Source organism: Mycolicibacterium peregrinum (assembly GCF_001665625.1).
GTDB lineage: Bacteria > Actinomycetota > Actinomycetes > Mycobacteriales > Mycobacteriaceae > Mycobacterium > Mycobacterium peregrinum_B.
Window position 1 is genome coordinate 1 of record NZ_LZSY01000162.1, and the last position, 22,847, is coordinate 22,847.

At 64.5% G+C, this 22,847-nt stretch carries 4 protein-coding genes and 1 pseudogene; all 5 read right to left on the reverse strand.

The features are described from left to right. A partial coding sequence (locus tag A5779_RS25685) for an AMP-binding protein (RefSeq protein WP_165609834.1) occupies positions 1-597 on the reverse strand: 597 nt, incomplete at its 3' end. Beyond that, positions 594-722: a hypothetical protein gene (locus A5779_RS34815; protein ID WP_269085853.1), complete on the reverse strand. Its 129-nt coding sequence runs from the start codon at positions 720-722 to the stop codon at positions 594-596. The genes A5779_RS34815 and A5779_RS25685, both read right to left, overlap by 4 nt. A 1,054-nt stretch (positions 723-1,776) precedes the next feature. After that, complete coding sequence (locus A5779_RS25690) at positions 1,777-2,451, reverse strand: methyltransferase family protein (protein WP_064886551.1); 675 nt, start codon at positions 2,449-2,451, stop codon at positions 1,777-1,779. A 28-nt stretch (positions 2,452-2,479) separates the two neighbouring features. Next, positions 2,480-3,820 carry a wax ester/triacylglycerol synthase domain-containing protein gene (locus tag A5779_RS25695; RefSeq protein ID WP_064886554.1) on the reverse strand — a complete coding sequence of 447 codons (1,341 nt, stop codon included), beginning with the start codon at positions 3,818-3,820 and terminating at the stop codon, positions 2,480-2,482. Between the two features lie 119 nt (positions 3,821-3,939). Continuing rightward, a pseudogene (locus A5779_RS34660) lies at positions 3,940-22,847 on the reverse strand (non-ribosomal peptide synthase/polyketide synthase); the annotation flags it as partial.

Below are 22,847 nucleotides of genomic sequence, written 5' to 3' on the forward strand. Positions count from 1 at the left end.
CGCCACACCCTTCGGACGACCCGTCGTCCCCGAGGTATAAATCAAATACGCCACATCATCAGCCGACGGCACAGGCAGAGCGGCAGTCTGCCCGCTGTGCTGACTCACCTCCCCGAGACCAACGACGTGGATGTCGCAACCGGCCAATCGATCCGCCAATTCCGTAGTCGTCACTGCCACAGCCGGTTCAGCATCAGCAAGCATGAACTGAACCCGCGCATCGGGATGCAACGGGTCGATCGGCAGATAGGCCGCCCCCGACTTCAACACACCCAGGACAGCCACGATGGAGTCAGCCGATCGCGGCAACAACACCGCGACACACTGCCCCGGCCCAGCACCAAGGCCAACCAGGTGGTGCGCCAAACGATTCGACATTTCATCGAGTTCGGCATACGACATCTGCCGACCTTCGAATACCACGGCCACCGCCTCCGGCGAACGGACCACTTGGCCGGCGAACAAATCCGTAACAGGAGCCGACGCGCGCGCCGGGCGGGTCAGAACAGGCCGATTGCCCCAGTCGAACAGCTCAGCGTGCTCATCCTCATCCAGGAAGTCGATCGACGACAAGCGTCGAGTCAGGTGTGCAGTCACGACGACGCCTCCCCCAGCGCCGTCGGCACGCCGACCGACAAACCGATGCGGTGGCGGCTCTTGGCCGAGTGGTACTTGTCGAGCTGCACGCGTTCGACCGGCAGTGACTGTTCATCGATCTTCATTGGAATCTCCCACCGCGTGGCGTACTGCTGACCCTGTGTCCGCCCGGCTGACAGGATCTCGACAGGTTGGCCGGTTGCCCGCCCTGCGGGATCCCGGCGGCGGTCACCGACAGGCTGCGTTGTCCGTCAACGTTCACCCGGCCCCCCATCGTCGAGTCGACCCAGTGAAAAACGTTCAGGAATCCGGAGCAGGGCCCATCCCGCCCCGCGACCTGCCCCATGCGATCTGTTCCCTGTGGCCTACTCCAGCTATGGATTGAGTAATTGCAGAAAGTCAGCATATCCACTTGGCGTCGAGTGGACGCATAAATTGTGAATCCAGGAATTAGAACCGACCGCGGTCCGGCGACGTCACACCACGGCGGCCGTAATCACCAGTTTCAGCAAATGTCATTGGCAAACTCGGACAGCATGACGACCGGCGGACTCCCCTGGCCGACCCCGGCGACTCCCGCCAGGCGGAACCCACACCCTTGCCGCCGTCACGAGAACCGTCACAGTGCTCTGATCAGCAAGTCTGCGCTTAGAAGCAGTATCGATCCGGCGGTGGACGCCCACTGACGCATGACGCTGATGTAGTTCACTCCAGCGAAGTAAACCGCGCCGATGCCGAGAATCACAGGACCGCACTCCGTTGGCATGAGATGGCAAGGACCGACAACGCAAGTATTTGCAATTTCAGCAAATGATCTTGCGAAACCGCTCCGCACGGCACGCCCGCGTGTGAGGTGACGAGGAATGACTCCTGGTCATACCCACCGAACTAGAGGGGAATCAGTCTCCGGTCAAGGCCTATTAGTTTGCGATTGCAATGAGTAGCGAATTTTCAAGATCTTGCGAAAAACGCATCCGAACGACAACGACCGCCGGTGCGATTGCAACGGCGGTCACCGGATCCTGTCGCTGGCCGGAAAGCGGATTCTGTGAACGGGTCCGCGTCCAGACCGGCCAGAAACAGAGAACTACCGCACCGGCTGGACCCAGTTCGGTGCGGTAGTTCTCAACAGTTGGCGGTCTAGGAAGAGTCAGCCGCGGTGACGATCAGCTGGGATCGTCACCAAACGAGCGGCACCAACCGATAGTGCACCTTTTGCATGTACTCGCCGTATCCCGCGAGTTGCTGTCCCAGCAGCTCCTCCTCGTCGTGGATGCGGAAGGCGTAAAGGGCCAGTACGGGAATGAGAAAGGCCAGGCCCCACCATGATCCGAGGGCCAGTGGCATCCCCGCCACCATGATCAGCGCCCCCATGTACATGGGGTGTCGCACAAGCCCGTAGAGCCCGGTGGAGACCAGTTTCTGCTCCGACTCCACGGTGATGTTGGCTGACGCATAGCTGTTCTGGAGCATGGTGAACATCGTGATGCCGAGGCCGACGGCGAACATCGCGTTACCGATCAGCGATACCCCGGTGGGCACCGGAGACCAGCCGAAGCGGTGGTCCAGGGCGCAGAACACCGGCAGCGCGACGGACAGGTTCACGATGACGAGCACCACGACCTTTTGCACCGGTCGTGATTCGGCCTTCTGTCCGACCCGCATGCGCCGCTCGACGATCGCCTTGTCTTTCCTCAACAGGAAGACGGTGGAGGCGATTGCCAGTACCGCATACACCGACAGGAAAACCCACGCCTGCCAGTAGTCGAGGGTCCCCGCCGGTATGAACAGCAGCGCGCCCAACACGGCCAGACCGAGTACAGATTGAATCGCCACCCGAAGATCGGTGCTCATGCCATCCTCCTGAAAGTTGATCCAGTGTTCAGAAAAGTGTTCCGATAAGGGAGAAGTCGCTCAACGCACTCGAAAGGCTCTGCTGCAAGCACTCATTCGAGTTGGTACCGCCAGGGAGGTAGGAATGCGCCGATACGAACACCTGTCCGTTCGCCCTCCCGGACAAAAATGACTGGGTCCCGCCGAACCGATGGAGCATCGCCTCTGTCAGCCCCAGGTACGGGAGAACTTTTACGGCGAAGTGGTCGGCGTCCGTACCATCCACCCGGCTGGCGGCCGGGTTGACCACGCCGAGGTTGGACGAACCGACCTGGTTGGGTGAACCGACACGAGATGTGGCTCCGAGGAACCGCTTCGGCAGCAGGGGGATGATGGCATTCACTGCGTGTTCCTCATCAGGCACCTGCCCGTGACGGGTCAGCGCTTCTTTGACCGCAGCCCGGATCTTCCGCAGATCCGTGGTCGCCAGTGCGGGATCAACCGTGACGGCGACGCTACTTCGCGCGTTGGCACGGGTATCTCCGTCGGCGCGCTGGTTGACCGGCATCATGACGACCACCGACCCGTCTGCGCCGACGCGTCCTGCGCGATGGGCCAGCCGAGCCGCCAATCCCACAAGAAGGGTGTTACTGGTCCCGCCGAGCGCCTCTGCGCGAGAATCCCATTCGTCGGCATCGACGAGGACCGTTGCCATCGGCACCGGTACCGATTCGCCGGAGAGAGCGGCCGGCGCAGGTGAGTCGGTGGTCGGCGAAGTGGCCGGGGTTGCAGCTGCTGCCCCTTCCTGACTGCGCCGGGCCAGCCGAATCGCGGCGACAACACCCCGCGCCATGGCGGGAATGTCGCGCACGGTTTGCCAGGCGTCCTGACTCACAGCTCGCCAACGACCGCGCGATTCGGCAGCAGGCCAGCTGATCGGATCGTCACGGCCGAGTGCGGCATCAGCCAGCGCCTCACAGAGACCGACTCCGTCGATGAGGCAATGTGAGACGACCAAGCTCACGCCTGAGCCGCCATCGGTGAACGGGAGCACTGCGAGGTGCCAGCCGGGTCCACCCTCGCAATCGAGAGGAGTGTCGATCTGCTCGCTGAGCCAGTCATCGAATTCTTCACGCGGTCTGGGTGTCTCGACGATCTCGAGCTCGGACGAATTGTCCGACGCCACCCAGCGGTGTCGGCCGAAGGGCAGTGGTGAACGCTCGATGACGCGGGACAGCCGTCCCCGCCGAAGATGGTCGTGGAACTGGCGAAGACCTTCGATATCGACCGGGCGGTCATATATCCAGGCGCTCTGCAGGAGACTGTTGACCCCGATCGCCAACCCGAGATCGAACGTACGCTGATCGAGCACGTCGAGGACGTTGCTCATTTTCGGAACCGTATCCGTGTCGGATTCGCGCGCCTCGTGCTTGTAAGTGGTACCCATTTGGTGATCACCGTCCCCACGTCAGCCGCTCAACGCTGGTGCGCAAGAGCATCGTCACGTATCTAGTCCGAATCACTTTCCAGGACAGACCTCAGCTGTTCGACATATTCACCCAGTGCTTCGGGGGTGAACATTTCGAAGTGGGTGCAGCCAACCGGTCGCACCGTGATCCTCCCGGAAACATAAGGGCGCCAACTGTGCAGCAGCGCTCCGGCTGCCCTGCGGTTACGCAGACGCGCCAACCTCGGCATGATTCCGTTCCCGTCGGCCTCCTCGCATCGAGGTCGGGCAGCCGAGAACATCACGACGTCACCGTCAAAAAGTTCGGGCTGATGATCGAGAAGGAACAACTGCCCCGCACTCACGCTGCGGGCCATGAACTTCACCAACTGCCGGGACGGAGGACTGGCCCCGTGCCGGGCAATGATGTCGGCCACCCGCGAATAGGACAGCAGCCCGAAATGCACAGGCACCCGGACCTTGTTGGTCCGCAGGATGTAATCCAGCACCCATCCTTCAGCCACTGCCTGATTCTTCGCGATCCTCCTGGTGATGCGTTTCCAGAACCTGTTCGGGTTCAACAAGCCATCGAGCAGCACCAGACGCTGAACCTCACACCCCCGCCGCTGAAGCTCGACGGCCAACGCATGAGCCACCACTCCACCAAACGACCAGCCCAGAATCCGGTATGGCCCAACCGGATACAGCTTCTGAAGCCGATCGGCGTAGCTCTCCGCCATGGCGTGGATCGACTGTGCCTCGGATTCGCCATCGGCCGGCGCCCGGTTGATTCCGACGATCGGGCCCTCCACGTACTGGCCCAACGCCCGGTACGACCAACTCAACCCGAATCCGTCATGCACGCAACACAACGGCACGCCATTGCCCGGCTTGAGCACCTCGACCGGGACCACTTCCCGCGAACTCTCGGCGCGACCCACTTGCTGGGCCAAACCACGCACCGTCGGCGCATCGAACATGACCCGCACCGCCAACTCGGCGTCGAGGCTGGTGTTGGCGGCCGCGATCACCCGCATCGCCGACAGCGAGTCCCCTCCGAGGTTGAAAAACGAATCGTCGACCCCGACTCGCTCCAGGCCGAGGACTTCGGCGTAGATGCCGGCCAGGATCTCCTCGGTGAGCGTTTCCGGGGCACGGTACTGCCGAGCATCGACATACTCCGGCACCGGGAGGGCGCGACGATCCAACTTTCCGTTGACCGTCAACGGCAAACTGTCGACCGCCATCACCGCCGCAGGCACCATATAGGCCGGTAACCGTGTCGCCATGGCAGCCCGGATTTCGGCCGGGTCTGCCTTACCGGCGATGTACCCGAACAGCCGCTTGTCGCCGGGGCGATCTTCTCGAGCGATGACGGCCGCCTGCTCCACCCCCTCCAGACCGGCCAGCACCGCGCGCACGTCACCCAACTCGATGCGATACCCGCGAATCTTGACCTGCTCATCAGCCCGGCCCAGATACTGCAACTGACCGTCGGCACCCCAACGCACCAGATCTCCGGTGCGATACATCCGCTGCCCCGCGGCGAACGGACACGCGACGAATCGCGACCCCGTCAACCCACCCCGACGCTGGTACCCGGCGGCCAGGCCGGACCCGGCCACATACAACTCCCCGACGACACCGGCGGGCACCGGACGCAACCACCGGTCCAACACGAAGAACGCCGCACCCGGCACCGGCCTTCCGATCGGCACCACACCCGACCCTGCCGCCAACGGGGCACTGAACGACGTGTACCACGTCTCCGTCGGGCCGTAACCGTTGATCATCAACCGGCCCAGTGCCCACCGATCCACCAACTCGGCCGGGCACGCCTCACCGGCCACCACCAACGCCGCAGACTCCAAACTCTCCGACGACAGCGCCGCGGCAGCCGACGGCGTCTGGTTCAGCACCGTCACTTGCTCTGCAACCAGCAAGTCGTGCAACTCATCCGGTGAACCCACCAGCGCATCAGGCACCACCACCAATCGGCCACCGCTCAGCAGCGCACCGAAGATCTCCCACACCGACACGTCAAAGGCATACGAGTGCCACTGTGACCACACCCCCGCGGTCGGCAACCCCACATCCAACGACGTCAGCAACCCGGTGACGTTGCTGTGCGGGACGGCCACTCCCTTCGGCACACCCGTCGTGCCCGACGTGTAGATCACGTACGCCACATCATCGGCAGCCGGCATTGACAGCGCGCTGCTCGGTTGCATGACGATCCGCCGGTCCGCCACATCGACAACGGCCACACCCAGCTGGTCCAGCCGCGCCGCCAACGCACCTGCAGTGACCGCGGCCACCGGCCGGGCATCACCGACCACCACGGCGATCCGTGCGTCTGGGTACGCCGGATCCAACGGCAAGTACGCCGCACCTGTCTTCAACACCGCCAGGATCGCCACAATCGCGTCGACCGAACGATTCAGCACCAACGCCACACACTCACCGGGGCCGGCACCATGACCGGTAAGGAGGTGCGCCAGCCGATTCGAGGCTTCGTCGAGTTCTCGATACGACATGGACCTGCCCTCGAAGGTGACGGCTGCGGCATCCGGCACCCGAGCCACCTGATGGGCGAACACCTCCGGAATCGAGCCCGCGATCCTCGCCGGTGCGGTCAGCGCGGCCAGGTTTCCGAGCTCATCGAGACGGGCATGCTCGTCGGTGTCCAACACATCGATGGACGACAAGCGCTGGGCCGGATCGGCCGTCATCGCCGCCAGAATCCGCTCCAACCGCCCCACGATCACCTCGATCGTGCCGGCGTCGAACACATCAGTGCGGAACTCGACCGAACCACCGATCCCGGCCCAGGCGTCCTCCGCGTCGTACCTTTCTCCGAGAGCAAAAACCAGATCCATACGTGCGGTATGGGTTTCGGCCATCTGTGCCGCAGCCTGCACATCACCCGCCGCCGGCTCGGAACCGGACGCATTCGCCGGGTTCTGCCAGGCCAACATCACCTGGATCAGTGGGTGATGGCTTAGGCTGCGGCTCGGGTTGAGCCGGTCTACCAACACCTCGAACGGCACGTCCTGATGTTCATACGCTGCCAGGCTGCGCTGACGCACCTGCCCCAGCAGTTCGCCTACGGTGGGGTCGTCGGCCAGGTCGACCCGCAGCACCAAGGTGTTCACGAAGAACCCGACCAGATCATTCAAGGCGGGATCATTACGCCCCGCAATCGGGAAACCGACCGCCACATCGGAACTGGCACTCAAACTCGACAACAGCACCGCCAACGCAGCCTGCACCACCATGAAGCTGGTCGCGTTGTGCTCCCTCGCAACCGCAGCCACCCGCTGCTGCAGTTCCGCCGGCCACTCCACTTCGACGACAGCTCCGCTGTGATCGGCGACCGCCGGGTACGGGCGGTCCGTAGGCAACTCGAGGCGGTCAGGCAGGCCGGCCAGCGCGTCCTGCCAGTAGGCCAGTTGCCCCCTGATGCGGCTCTCGGGGTCGGACAGGTCACCGAGCTGCTCCCGCTGCCACAGTGTGTAATCCACGTACTGCACCGGCAGAGGAGACCACTCCGGCGCCTGGCCGCTGCAGCGCGAGGCGTAGGCGACGGCGACATCACGGGCCAGCGGTGCGAACGACCAAGCGTCCCCGGCAATGTGGTGCACCACCGCAACCAGCACATGCTCATCGTGAGAGACGCGGAAAAGCCTTGCCCAGATCGGGATCTCGTTGTTCAGATCGAAGGGGTGCCGTATCGCCGCATCGATGGCGGTTGCGAGCTCCTTCGCGGGCCAATCCGCGGCGTCAACCTCCTGCCACCCGAAATCAGCCTGGTCGGCTGGAATGACCACCTGCCGGGGGACACCGTCGACCTCGGGGAAGACCGTACGCAGACTCTCATGCCGGGCCGCCACATCGGCCAGGGCAAGGTGGAGCGCATCGACGTCCAATCCGGTGACCCGGTACATCATCGGCATGTTGTAAATCGGGGAAGGACCGTGCAATTGGTCCAGGAACCACAACCGCTGCTGGGCATACGACAACGGCACCACAGCAGGCCGAGGCACGGGGGCCAACGGCGTCCGTCCGCCCACGCCCATGGCGATTCGCGGTTCGAGCTGCGCGACGGCCGGCGCGTCGAATACCGCGCGGACTGCCAGATCAGTGTCGAATGCGGTGTTGACGGCATTGATCAGCCGGATGGCTGACAAGGAGTCACCGCCGAGATCGAAGAACGAGTCGTCGACTCCGACCCGATCCAAACCCAATACTTGAGCGAATATACCGGCCAGGATCTCCTCGGCCGGGGTGGTCGGGGCACGATAGCTGTCGGCATCGATGTATTCCGGTGCCGGCAGCGCGCGCCTGTCCAATTTGCCGTTGACGGTCAACGGTATTGCGTCGACCACCACCACGGCGGCAGGCACCATGTAAGTCGGAAGGTGCTCAGCCAGCTCGGCTCGGGCCTGAGCCGGGTCGACCAGTCCCGGCGCCGTCTCTGTCACGTAGCCGACGAGTCGCTTCTCGCCGGGGTGATCCTCGCGGGCGACGACGACAGCCTGTTCGACGCCAACCAGATCAGCCAGTGCGACCTGGATTTCGCCTAGTTCGATCCGGTAGCCGCGGATCTTTACCTGCTCATCGGCGCGACCGAGATACTGCATCTGCCCGTCACTGCCCCAGCGCACCAGATCGCCGGTCCGGTACATCCGCGTCCCCGCGCCGCCGAACGGGCAAGCGACGAAACGCGATGCGGTCAACCCGGCCCGACCGACGTAACCCACCCCGACGCCACGGCCGGCCACATACAACTCCCCCACAACGCCTGGGGGCACCTCCCGCAGCCAGCGATCAAGGACGAACAACGCGGCGCCGGGTGCCGGCGAACCGATCGGAACGATGTTCGGCACCGCCCCTTCGGCTTTCAAGGGCGCACTGATCGCGGCGTACACCGTGGCCTCGGTTGGCCCATACGCGTTGATCAGCACCCGTCCCGGTGCCCAACGTTGCACCAACTCGGTCGGGCAGGCTTCCCCGGCGACCACCAACGTGGTGGCCTCCAAGCCGTCCGGTGAGAGCATCCCCGCCGCCGACGGTGTCTGACTCAACACGCTGACCTTCTGGCTCACCAACAAGTCGTGCAAGTCCTGCGGCGAACGGGCCACCTCCTCCGGCACCACCACCAACCGGCCGCCGTGCAGCAGGGCGCAGAAGATGTCCCACACGGAGACGTCGAACACCAGCGAATGCCATTGCGACCAAACGGTTCCAGGACCGACCAGGGCCGGGTCCACGGCGCCGAGGAACTGCGTCACATTCTGGTGAGTGATCGCCACGCCCTTCGGAACGCCGGTGGTTCCCGAGGTATAGATCAGGTAGGCGAGGTCATCTGCCTTCGGTCCTCGCAACGCTGTGTCTGGTTGCGTCTCGATCCGCGCGTCCGCGATGTCGATGACACTCAGGTCGCACCCATCCAACCGTGTCCGCAACTCGGATGTGGTGACCGCCGCGACCGGGCCGGCGTCGGTCAGCATGAATTCGACCCGCGCGTCCGGCACCATCGGGTCGATGGGCAGGTACGCTGCCCCCGACTTGAGCACTGCCAGGATCGCGACGATCGCCTCGGCCGAATGGTTGAGCAGCAGCGCCACACATTCGCCCGAGCCGGCACCATGGCCAACAAGCAGGTGTGCCAGGCGATTCGACGCCTGGTCGAGCTCGCGATACGTCCACGAACTCTCGCCGCACACCACCGCGACTGCGGCGGGGTCCCGTGCCACCTGTTCGGCGAACATTGCCGGAATCGACCTGGCGGCCACCGACTCGGACAGCACCGCCCGGTTGCCCCATTCGTCGAGGTGGGCGTGGTCACCTGCCTCGAGCAAGTTCACTGACGACAACTTCGCTGATGGATCGGCCGTCAGGGCTTGGACCGCACGGGTCAGTCGCTCGGCGAAGCGCTGAATGGTGGCGGTATCGAACACATCGGTGCGGAACTCCACGGCCCCGGTGATGCCGGCGGGCTCACCGGCGCTCCAGCGTTCTGCCAACGAGATCATCAGACCCATGCGGGCCGTCTGAGTGTCCGCTTCCAGCGGGGTGGCCTGCATGCCGCCCAAGCTCGTCGACGCTGCGCGGTCGCCGTCCTGCTCGGTCAGGTTCTGCCAGGCCATCATCACCTGGACCAGTGGGTGGTGGGTCAAACTGCGAGACGGGTTGAGCCGGTCGACAACCATCTCGAAGGGCACATCCTGGTGCTCGTAGGCAGCCAGGCTACGTTTCCGTACCTCGGCCAACAAGTCACCGACGGACGGATCACCGTCGAGTTCGACACGTAACACCAGTGTGTTGACAAAGACGCCGACCAACTCATCCAATGCTGGATCGGTACGCCCTGCAATGGGGAATCCCACTGCAACATCCGAATTCCCGCTGAGAGTTGACAACAGCACAGCTAGGGCAGCCTGTACCACCATGAAGCTGGTGGCATTGTGCTCGGCCGCCACCCGCGCTATCTGCTGCTGTAACTCGACCGGCCACTCCATCGCGAGACTGGCCCCGTGGTAGTTGGCCACCGGCGGATACGGCCGGTCGGTGGGCAGCTCCAGACGCTCGGGCAGCCCGGCCAATGCCTGCTCCCAATACGCCAACTGACCAGAAATCCGGCTGTCCGGATCGGTCAGATCACCCAGATACGACCGCTGCCACAGCGTGTAATCCGCATATTGCACCGGTAACGGCGCCCAGTCGGGAGCCAGTCCCGCACACCGGCTCGCGTAGGCCATCCCGATGTCACGCACGAGCGGCCCGATCGACCAGCCATCCCCGGCAATGTGATGGACCACCGCAACCAGCACATGTTCGCCCTCGCCCGTGCGGAAAAGGGTTGCTCTCAACGGGATCTCAGCGGACAGGTCGAAGTTGTATCCGACGGTCGCACGAATCGCGTCGTGGAGCTGATCCGCGGACCAGTCCTCCGCATCGACGAACTGCCATCCCGGATCGGCCTGTCCCGTCGGCACCACGACCTGTCGAGGCACACCGTCGACCGCCGGGAACACCGTGCGCAGAGCCTCGTGGCGCTCGACCACATCGGTCAGTGCCGCAGCGAGCGCATCAAAGTCGAGTCCGCCGGTGATCCGGTACGCGGTCGGCATGTTGTAGATCGGTGACGGTCCCTCGAGCTGGTCGAGGAACCACAGTCGCTGCTGGGCAAATGACAGCGGGAGGGCTTCGGGGCGTTGTCGGGCCACCAGCGGTTCACGCCGCCCCGAACTTTGGCCTGCACGCGACGCAAGCTGTGCCACCGTGGGCGCCTCGAACACTGCCCGAACTGCGAGATCTGTTTCCAGACCGGCATTGACCGCATTGATCAACCGCATCGCCGACAGCGAGTCACCGCCCAGGTCGAAGAAGGAGTCATCCGCCCCGACCCGTTCCAGACCGAGCACCTGCGCATAGATTCCGGCGAGCAGTTCCTCGACGGGAGTTGCCGGAGCGCGGTACTCCTGACCGTTGGCGTAGTCGGGGGCCGGCAGAGCGCGTTTGTCGAGTTTGCCGTTTACCGTCAAGGGCAACGCCTCGAGTACCACCACCGCCGCGGGCACCATGTAGCCGGGCAACCGCTCCGACAATGCCGCACGAACCGCGACCGGGTCCGCGCTCCCGGTGATGTAGCCGACGAGGCGCTTGTCGCCGGGGCGGTCTTCTCGGGCTATGACCTCGGCTTGTCTCACCCCGTCCAGATCTTCCAGGGCAGATTGGATTTCGCCCAGTTCGATGCGGTAACCGCGAATCTTGACCTGCTCATCAGCACGCCCCAGATAGCGCAACTGGCCGTCAGGGCCCCACGAGGCGAGATCGCCGGTCCGATACATCCGGGTTCCTGTCCCGCCGAACGGGCACGCCATGAATCTCGTCGCGCTCAGTCCGCCGCGGCGCCAGTAACCGAATCCCAGCCCGGCGCCGACGACGTACAACTCACCCACCACACCCACCGGCACCGGTTGCAGCGACGAATCCAGCACGAAGAACCCGAGGTGGTCCAGCGGCACACCGATCGGGCTCGCGCTGCCCTCGACGTCACTGGCCACGATCTCCCGGAACGAGGCGTGCACGGTCGTCTCGGTGATGCCATACATGTTGATCAGCCGAGTGGAACCTGAATGTCCCTCGAACCACGGTCGAAGGCGCTGTGGTTCAAGCGCTTCCCCACCGAAGATCACCGTCTCCAACTTCAACTGACGGCCCAGTTCAGGCTGCAACGTGTCTACCGACTGCAAGGCATAGAACGCCGACGGTGTCTGACTCAATACCGTCACCTGTTCGGCAACAAGCAAGCTGAGCAAGTCCTCCGGAGATCGTGTCACCGACTCTGACACCACGACCAGCCGGCCACCGAACAGCAGCGCTCCCCAGATCTCCCACACCGAATAGTCGAATGCCAACGAATGGCACTGCGTCCATACCTGACCCGCCAGCCCCAACTCGGCGTCCAAGGTCCCCAACAACCGAGCCACATTCCGATGGCTGATCGCCACGCCCTTGGGAACACCGGTCGTCCCCGAGGTGTAGATCAAATACGCGACATCATCTGAAACCGGTCCCCGCAGTGCGGTACTGGATTGCGCATCGATCGCTGGGTCGGCGACGTCTACGACGGTCAGGTCGATTCCTTCCAGCCGCACCCGCAATCCGGCGGTGGTCACCGCGACAATCGGAGCCGCATCGCCAAGCATGAACTGGATTCGCGTATCGGGATGCATCGGATCGACCGGCACGTATGCCGCCCCCGACTTCAACGCTCCCAGAATCGCGACGATCGCCTCAACCGACCGTGGCACCAATACCGCCACACATTCACCCGGACCGGCGCCAAAGTCAACCAGCCAGTGCGCCAGCCGGTTCGACGCTTCGTCGAGCTCGCGATAGGTCATCGAACGACCATCGAAACTCACGGCCACCGCCTCAGGTGCGCGGGCGACCTGAGCGGCGAACAGCCCCGGAATCGACAGCACAGGGACCGGGGACTCGGCCAATACGGCGCGGTTACCGACCTCGTCGAGGCGAGCATGTTCGACGACATCCAGCACATCGACCGACGACAGCCGCCGCGTCGGATCATCGATCAGCGCCTCTGCGACGCGCGCCAGCCGCTCGATCATGGTCTCGATACCGGCCGCGTCGAACACGTCGGTCCGGAACTCCACCGTGCCGCCGATCCCTGCGGGGTTGCCGGCGTCGTCCCACCGTTCAGCCAAGGAGAACGTGAGGTCCATCCGGGCCACGTGGGTGTCCACCGGCAACGGACTGACCTGTGCCTCCCCCAGAGTGGCTTCGGTCGCGGTGTCGGTGGTGAAGTTCTGCCAGGCCAGCGCCACCTGGACCAGCGGGTGATGGGCCAGCGACCGGGTCGGCTTGAGCCGATCAACGAGTACTTCGAACGGCACGTCTTGATGCTCAAGCGTGGCCAGGCTGCGTTGGCGCACCTGGGCCAGCAACTCGGCAGCAGTCGGGTCATCGGACAGGTCCACTCGCAGCACCAGCGTGTTGACGAAGAATCCCACCAACTGATCGAGCGCCGCATCGCCACGACCTGCGGTCGGAACTCCCACGGCCACATCAGAAGTCGCACTGAGCTTCGACAACAACGTCGTCAGCGCGGCCTGGACCACCATGTACGTCGTGGCATTGTGTTCCCGCGCAACTTGACGTATCCGCTTGTGCAATTCAGCCGGCAATGACACCGGCATGCTGGCGCCGCGGTGATCGGCCACCGGCGGGTAGGGGCGGTCGGTGGGAAGTTCCAGGCGTTCGGGAAGCCCGGCCAACGCGTTTTCCCAATACGCCACCTGCCCCGAGATGCGGCTGTCGGTGTCGCTCAGGTCGCCCAGATACGCGCGTTGCCATAGGGAGTAGTCGACATACTGCACCGGCAACGGCGTCCAGCCCGGCGCTTGTCCCGCGGACCGGCAGGCATACGCCATTTGCAGGTCGGCGATAAGCGGGGCCACGGACCAGCCGTCGGCAGCGATGTGGTGCACCACGGCGACCAGGACGTGCTCGTCCTCGTTCACCCTTAGAAGCGCGGCCCGCAAAGGTGCCTCGCTGCCCAGATCGAAGGCGTGGCCTGCCATCTCGCCGATGGCTTCACGCAATTCGGTCACCGACCACCCGCCGGCGTCGACCACTCGCCAACCGCAATCGGCTTCCTCTGCCGGTATCACCACCTGCTCCGGGATGCCCTTGGTCGACCGGAACACCGTGCGCAGAGACTCGTGGCGCTCCACCACATCGGCCAGCGCCGCACCGAGTGCGTCAGTGTTCAGCTGTCCGGTGATCTGTAGTGCCACCGCCATGTTGTAGATCGGTGATGGACCCTCTAGTTGGTCGAGGAACCACAGCCGCTGCTGGGCATACGACAGCGGAATGACTGCGGGGCGTAGCTGGGCCACCAACGGTTCACGCCCACCCGAACTCTCACCTACACGCGCCGCAAGCCCGGCCACGGTCGGGGTCTCGAACACCGCCCGCACCGCCAGCTCAGCATGCAAACTGGCGTTGATGGCATTGATCAACCGCGCCGCCGACAGCGAATCCCCACCCAGGTCGAAAAACGAGTCATCAACCCCGACCTGCTCCAGACCCAATACCTGCGCGTAGATCCCCACCAGGATTTCCTCGGTGGGTGTACTCGGAGCCCGGTACCGATCGACATCGACGTACTCAGGTGCCGGTAGCGCGCGGCGGTCGAGCTTGCCGTTGACCGTCAGCGGCAAGGTGTCCAGTACCACCACCGCGGTGGGCACCATGTAGCCGGGCAACCGCTCCGACAGGGCCGCACGAACCTCGACCGGGTCTGCGCTGCCGGTGATGTAGCCGACCAGACGTTTATCGCCGGGGCGGTCTTCCCGGGCGATCACCGCCGCCTGGCCTACCCCGTCGACCTCCGCCAACGCGGTTTGGATCTCCCCCAACTCGATCCGATAGCCACGAATCTTGACCTGCTCATCAGCACGCCCGCCATACCGCAACTGGCCATCGGGACCCCACGACGCCAGATCGCCGGTCCTATACATCCGCGCACCCGCCCCACCAAACGGGCACGCCACAAACCTTGTCGCACTCAGTCCACCGCGGCGCCAATAACCGCATCCCAAACCCGCGCCGACCACATACAACTCACCCACCACACCGACCGGCACCGGTTGCAGCGACGAATCCAGCACAAAGAACCCTAGATGAGCCAACGGCACACCGATCGGGCTGACACTGCCCTCAGCATCACCGGAGACGATCTCCCGGAACGACGCGTGCACCGTCGTCTCGGTGATGCCATACATGTTGATCAACCGCGGCGAACTCGGATGACGATCCAACCACCCCCGAAGCCGCTGTGGCTCAAGAGCTTCCCCACCGAAGACCACCGTCTCCAGCTTCAACTGACCACCCGGCTCCGGTTGCAACGCATCCGCAGCCTGCAACGCGTAGAACGCCGACGGCGTCTGGCTGAACATGGTGACCTGCTCGGCAACCAGCAGCGCATATAGATCTTCTGGTGCCTGCGTCACGGACTCCGGCACCACGATCAACCGGCCGCCATACAGCAACGCCCCCCAGATCTCCCAGACCGAGTAGTCAAAAGCCAACGAATGACACTGCGTCCACACCTGACCCGCCAGGCCGACCTCCGCGTCCAGCGTCTCCAGTAACCGCACCACATTGGAGTGAGTGATCGCCACACCCTTCGGGCGGCCCGTCGTCCCCGACGTGTAGATCAAATACGCGACGCCGTCAGCCGTCGGCGCGGGCAGTTCCTGCCTCTCCCCGTTGTGCTGATGTACATCGTCGAAATCAAGGACCTCCAGATCGCACTCTGCAAATCGGTCCATCAAGCCCGTGTTCGTGATCGCCACGGCAGGTTCGGCGTCGGCGAGCATGAACTGAATGCGCGCATCGGGATGCATCGGGTCGATCGGCAGATAGGCAGCCCCCGACTTCAACACCGCGACAATGGAAACGATCGCTTCGATGGAGCGAGGGAACAACAACGCCACCCGCTCACCCGGGCCCACCCCGAGAGTGACCAACCTCTGTGCCAGGCGGTTCGATGCCTCGTCAAGTTCCGCATAGGTCATCGATCGGCCTTTGAAGACCACCGCCACCGCCTCCGGTGCACGGGCCACCTGCACCGCGAACAACCCAGGAATCGACGCCGACACCGCCACCGGTTCGTTCAGTACCGCGCGATTGCCCCATGCATACAGCTGAACGTGCTCGTCCTCATCGAGGAAATCCATCGACGACAACCGCCGGCTCAGGTCGGCAGTCACGATGAGGCCTCCACCTCGGCCGTCATCGCCACCAAGACTTTTCGCAACCGATCGATCAACCGCACAACGGTGGCCTCGTCATAAACGTCGGTGCGAAATTCCACAGTCCCTCCAATCCCGGCCGGCTCGCCGGTCTCAGTCCAGCGTTCTCCCAACGCAAAGGTCAGATCTGTACGTGCGGTGTGGGTCTGCGCGGGCAGCGGTGTCACCCGGACGTCGCCCAGCGTCAGACCGCCTGCGGTGTCCGCGCTGTGCTGCCAGGCCAGGTTCTGCCAGGACAACATGATCTGCACCAACGGGTGATGGGTCAGGCTGCGAGTCGGGTTGAGCCGGTCCACCACAAGCTCGAACGGCACATCCTGGTGCTCGAAGGCTGCCAGACCTCGTTGTCTTACCTGCTCAAGCAGCTCACCAATGGTCGGATCTCCGGAGAAGTCGACCCGCAGCACCAGGGTGTTGACGAAGAATCCCACCAGGTCGTCCAACGCGGGGTCATTGCGACCGGCGATCGAAATACCTACCGCGACATCCGAAGTCGCGCCTAGCTTCGACAGCAGCAGCGCCAACCCGGCTTGTACCACCATGAAACTGGTCGCGTTCTGCAGCCGAGCCAGCCGGGCGATGCGCTGCTGCAGGTCGGCCGGCCAATCCACCACCAGGCTCGCGCCCCTGTAGTCGGCGACCGGCGGGTACGGCCGATCTGTCGGCAACTCCAACCGCTCCGGCAGTCCGGCCAACGCCTCTTCCCAATACGCCAGTTGTCCGGAGATGCGGCTGTCGCGGTCTGTGAGATCACCCAGATACGAACGCTGCCAAAGTGTGTAGTCCGCGTACTGCACGGGCAAAGGTGACCAATCAGGTGCTTCGCCCTCGCTGCGCCTGGCGTAGGCGGCGCCGAGGTCGGCCACGAGCGGGGTCACCGACCAGCCATCGGCAGCGATGTGGTGTACCACGGCCACCAGCACATGCTCGTTCTCTGCAACGCGGAACAAGCTTGCCCTCAAAGGCAATTCCGTCGACAGATCGAACGAATGACGCGCTACCGCCCCGGCTGCATCGGCCAGGCGGTCGGCTGCCCAACCAACTGCATCCACCACCTCCCAGGACATGCGGGCGTCCTCAGCCGGTACCACAAACTGCTGGGGTGCCTCACCGGCGAGGGTGAACAGTGTGCGCAGGCTTTCGTGTCGACCCACCACATCGACCAACGCCTGGCCGAGCGCAGCGGTGTCGAGATCTCCGCTCAGACGCAATCCCACGGCCAGGTTGTAAACCGGTGAGGGGCCGTTCAATTGGTCGAAGAACCACAGCCGCTGCTGGGCGTACGACAGGGGGATGGTCTGCGGACGTGGCATCACCTGCAGAGGCGGGCGGGCTGCGTCGCCCTGCTGCCGGTCCAGGCAGACAGCCAGCCGCCCTACGGTCGGCGCATCGAACAGGTAGCGGACCGGGACATCCTTGCCGAGCGCAGACTGAAGGCGTGCGCTGACGCGGATCGCGATGAGCGAGTCGCCGCCGAGGGCAAAGAAATCGTCGTCGAGCCCGACCTGATCGAGACCCAGAACCTCGGCGAAGACCTCGGCGACCGTCTTCTCCGTCGGCGTCTGAGGTGACCGGAACGTGGTCGCCGTGAACACCGGCTCTGGAAGGGCCTTGCGGTCGGTCTTGCCAGAGGAAGTCAGCGGGAACTCGTCGAGCACCACGATCTGGCTCGGCACCATGTATTCGGGCAAACGCGCGGCCAACCATTGGCGCACCTCGCTCACCTTGCTGTTGGTATCGGGATCATTGGCGTAAGCGCTGCGCTTGTGTGAACCGGCCGGGGGCAGATACAGATCGGTCAGTACCGGAATCTCCCCGTCCTCAGTGCCGGCAACGAACACTGCGTCCACAGTGCCGGGGTCGGGCCCCCAGGTGACCGCCACCCGGTACCCCGCGTCCTCACCGAGCCGGTACAGCACCTCGGGTGTGACGACGTTCGCGGGGTTGGCCGCAATCTCCGCCTCTACCAACGCATCGGTCACCGAATGTCCGTCGGCAAGAGCTTGTTCGACGATCACATCGGCCATCACACCCGCACGCGGGATCGCGGTGACCCGTACGGTTGCCGGCCGCTGGGCCGTCAACTCGGCGTGCAATCCGCTCAGCCCCGCGCACTCGGCCCAATCCCAGGTGGGCACCTCCTCGAGAGAAAGGACTCCGTCGGATGACCTGTGGACGGTGACGTCATAGCGGTAACGGGTCAGCTCGTTGTCGGCTTCACCGCGCTTGACCTGGACGCTTATCCCGCCCACCGTGGGGTTCTCAGCTGCCCAGATCGTGAAGAACTCGGGGGCCAGCAGCAACTCCGGCTCACCGAGGACTGCGCGTTGAACTCGCTGACGAAGATCGTCGGTGTCGGTATCGGACCCGATGCGCGCCAACGCGATACCGGTCTGGAAGGCGCCCTGCAGGCTGTGATTTCGCACGTCACCGACGAACAGTGTTCCGCCGGGGGCCAACAGGCCCATGGCGTTGTCCATCACCTCGGTGAGGTACGCCGAATTCGGGAAGTACTGGATGACCGAGTTGATGATGATCGTGTCGAAGTACCCGGCAGGCAGCCCGTCGACCACGTCTGCGGCCTGCACCCGCAACCGGACCCGGTCTCCCCACGGTTGTCCGGCCACTGCCGATTCGAGCGTCCGTATGGTCGGCGCGGAGAAGTCTGTGCCCCAGTACTCCCCGCACTTGGGAGCGATCTGTGAAAGTACGAGACCCGAACCGACGCCGAGCTCCAGCACCCGCTGTGGCCTCAGTGACAGAATCCGGTTCACCGCCGCAGAGCGCCACTCCTCCATCTGATCCAGCGGAATGGGGTCGCCGGTGTAGCTGCTGTTCCAGCCTCGGAAATCGCTTCCGAATTCAACCACGTCGAGGTCGGCGTCGTAGAGCTCGTCGTAGACGTGTTGCCACTGATCGACGACTTCCGCATCGTGGTCAGCGTTGCTGGCCCGCTCCAATGCGACATACGCGACCAGGTGATCCGCCGCATCGGTGTGGAATACCGCGGCGGCAGCCCGATTGACTTGCGGGCAGGCCAATAGGGTGTTCTCGATCTCGCCCAGTTCCAGGCGCTGGCCACGCAGCTTGACCTGCGCGTCCGCGCGTCCGAGGTAGTCCAGGCTGCCCGATTCGGTCCAGCGCACCAGGTCACCGGTGCGGTACAACCGCGTCCCCGGAGCCCCAAAAGGATTGGCCACGAAGCGATCCGCAGTCAGATCGGGCCGTCCCACATAACCCCGAGCCAGCACCGGTCCGGCCAGGTAGAGCTCGCCAACCACTCCGACCGGCGTCGGGTTCAGCCGGGCATCCAACACCAACGCGCACGTGCCCGGCACCGGGGCGCCGATGCGCACAGGCTGTCCGGCCGACAGCGCACTCCAGGTGGCCCAGATCGTCACCTCGGTCGGCCCATAGGCATTGAACATCCGCCGCCCGGGGGCCCACGCGGCCACCAACTCAGCCGGGCACGCCTCGCCACCGGTCACCAGCGTCGTCAATCCGGACAGACGGCTCCGGTCCAGAGTGGCCACCACGGTCGGGGTGATCAGTGCGGCCTCGACCTGCTGTTCCTCGATCACGGCCGCCAGCGCGTCGCCAGCGTAGGAATCCGGCGGAGCCACCACCAGCGCCGCCCTCGAGGCCACTGCCCACAGCCATTCGAAGACCGAGGCATCGAACGTCGGCGCGGCCACCATCAGCACCCGAGCCCCCGGCGTCACACCGAACAACTCACGATGAGCTGCAGCCACTCCCAGAACACCGGCGTGGCTGATCGCCACCCCCTTCGGCGTACCGGTGGATCCTGAGGTGAAGATCGCGTACGCGGCATCGTCAACACTCAACGGCGCCAAGCGGTCAGCGTCGGTGACCGGCTCTGCGGAGCTGCTCGAAAGATCCAGCGCGTCGATATCGATTACCGGCCGCGTCCCCGTTCCGGCCACAGGATCATCACCACGAGCCAGCACACACACGGCTTCGACGGTGTCCAGTACCGTGGCGATCCGCTCAGCAGGGTGGGTTCGATCGACCGGCACATACACTCCACCGGCCTTGAGGACCGCCCACCAGGCGATCACCAACTCGGCAGATCGGCCCAACGCCACGCCGACCGCGCGCTCGGGGCCAACGCCCGCCTCGATCAATACCCGTGCCAGCCGGTTGGAGATCTCGTCGAGTTGGCGATACGTGTACTCCCGCGGGTGGTCCACCACTGCCAGAGCGTCAGGATCCGCCCCGACGGCCGTCGCCAACAACTCCGGAGCCAGGCCCACCTGCGCGTCGACGCTGGCACCAGACCACCGGTGCAGCACCAGATCACGCTCGGCGCCATCGAGCAAGCCCACCTCGCCGACCACGACCGACGAGTCAGCCGCCACGGCTGAAACCACCTTGCCGAACCAGCCCACCAGACGCTCGATGGTGGACCGGTCGAACAGGTCGGTCGCGTAGGTCAGCACACCTGCAGCCATCGGGGCACCCGAAAGCTCGTCGGGAACCTCCCTGATGTCCACGTCGAGGTCGAACTTGGCGGTGCGGGTGACCATCGACATCGGCTCGATGCCGGCGCCTTCCAAGGCCACCTCGGGACGCACGTTGTTCTGGAACACCAGGGCCACCTGGAACAGTGGGTGGTGCGATGTGGACCGGGTCGGGTTGAGTTGCTCGACCAGCAACTCGAAGGGCACGTCCTGATTGCTGTAACCGTCCAGCGCTTTCTGCCGCACCTGATCGAGAACATCGCTGAACCTCTGCTGCGAGTTCAGCCCGACCCGCAACACCCAGGTGTTGACGAAGAACCCGACCAGCTCCTGTAGGGCCTGATCGTTGCGTCCGGCGATCGGTGTCCCCAATGCGATGTCCTCACCGACACCGGCCCGGTGCAGTACGACGGACATGACGGCCTGCAAGACCATCGAGGTAGTGACGTTGTGTTCTGCGGCAACCGCTTTGATACCCGCCCAGGTATCGGGATCGATGCGCAGATCGACGCCGTCGCCGCGGTAGCTCGGCGCCGGAGGACGGGGCCGATCAGTGGGCAGCGATACCACCTCTGGCAGACCCGCCAGCTCTTTACGCCAATAGGACAACTGCTCTGCGATCCGGCTGCCCGGATCCTCCAGGTCGCCCAGATGCTCGCGCTGCCACAGCGAGTAATCGGCGTACTGCACCGGCAGCGGCGTCCAGGCCGGAACCTGTCCGGCGCAGCGGGCCGCGTACGCGGCACCGACATCCTTGACCATGGGAGCCATCGACCATCCGTCGAAGGCGATGTGGTGCAGGACGATTCCCAGGACGTACTGTTCGGGGCCGACGGAGTAGATCTGGGCCCGGATCGGGATCTCGGTTGCCAGATCGAACCGATACCCCGCCAAGGCGACCAACTCGCCCATGACGGCAGCTTCTTGGTCCGCAGCCACCTTCACCACTGCCGGTCCTCCGCGTCGCCACAACCCCGGTTGTGCGGGCAGAACCTTTTGTGAGGGCACACCGTCGATGTCGGGGAACACCGTGCGCAGCGACTCGTGGCGATCGATCACGTCGTCGAGAGCCGATTCGAGCGCCCCGAGATCCACCGCTCCGTTGATCCGGAACGCGATCGGCATGTTGTATGTCGCCACCCCGCCCTCGAACCGGTTGAGGAACCACAGGCGTTGTTGCGCATACGACAACGGGATGATGTCCGGGCGCTGTTGAGGCACGAGCGGCCGACGTCCGCTCGAGCCCGAAACGAGGCGCAGCGCGAGTTGGGCGACGGTCGGTGCGTCGAACAAGGTACGCACACCCATGTCGACGTCAAGGTGACTGTTCACCGCGGCGAGTAACCGCATGGCAGACAGGGAGTCGCCGCCGAGGTCGAAGAAGGAGTCGTCGATGCCGACCCGTTCCAACCCGAGGACCTGGGCGTAGATACCGGCCAGGATTTCCTCGGTAGCCGTGCTCGGAGCCCGATAGTGATCGGTGCCGGTGTATTCCGGCGCGGGCAGGGCCCGCTTGTCCAGCTTGCCGTTGACCGTCAACGGCAACGCATCAAGAGCCACCACGGCCGCGGGCACCATGTAGGCCGGCAGCCGCTGCGACAGCTGTGCGCGGACCACCACGGGATCAGCTGCACCGGTGATGTAGCCGACCAACCGCTTGTCCCCGGGACGGTCCTCGCGGACGATCACCACGGCTTGCTGCACATCATCGAGACCGGCCAGCGCCGTTTGAATTTCGCCGAGTTCGATGCGGTAGCCGCGGATCTTGACCTGCTCATCGGCACGCCCGGAATACCGCAACTGCCCATCCGGACCCCACGAGACCAGGTCCCCGGTCCGATACATCCGAGCACCGGGTGCGCCGAACGGGCACGCCACGAACCTAGAGGCGGTCAGGCCCGCACGCCGTACATAGCCGATACCTACACCGCGACCGGCCACATAAAGTTCTCCCACCACGCCAGGAGCAACCGGACGTAGCGACCGGTCCAGAACGAACAAACCAGCGCCGGGCACCGGCACACCCACCGGGACGACCCCTGAACCGGGCTGCAACGGGGCACTGATCGTGGCATACACCGTCGTCTCGGTCGGACCATACCCATTGATCATCACCCGACCCGGCGCCCACCGATC

Bases quoted from the DNA above. Each gene is read 5' to 3' on its own strand.
- A5779_RS25690 (WP_064886551.1), bottom strand. From the start codon at position 2,451: ATGAGCACCGATCTTCGGGTGGCGATTCAATCTGTACTCGGTCTGGCC.
- A5779_RS34815 (WP_269085853.1), bottom strand. From the start codon at position 722: ATGAAGATCGATGAACAGTCACTGCCGGTCGAACGCGTGCAGCTCGAC.
- A5779_RS25695 (WP_064886554.1), bottom strand. From the start codon at position 3,820: ATGAGCAACGTCCTCGACGTGCTCGATCAGCGTACGTTCGATCTCGGG.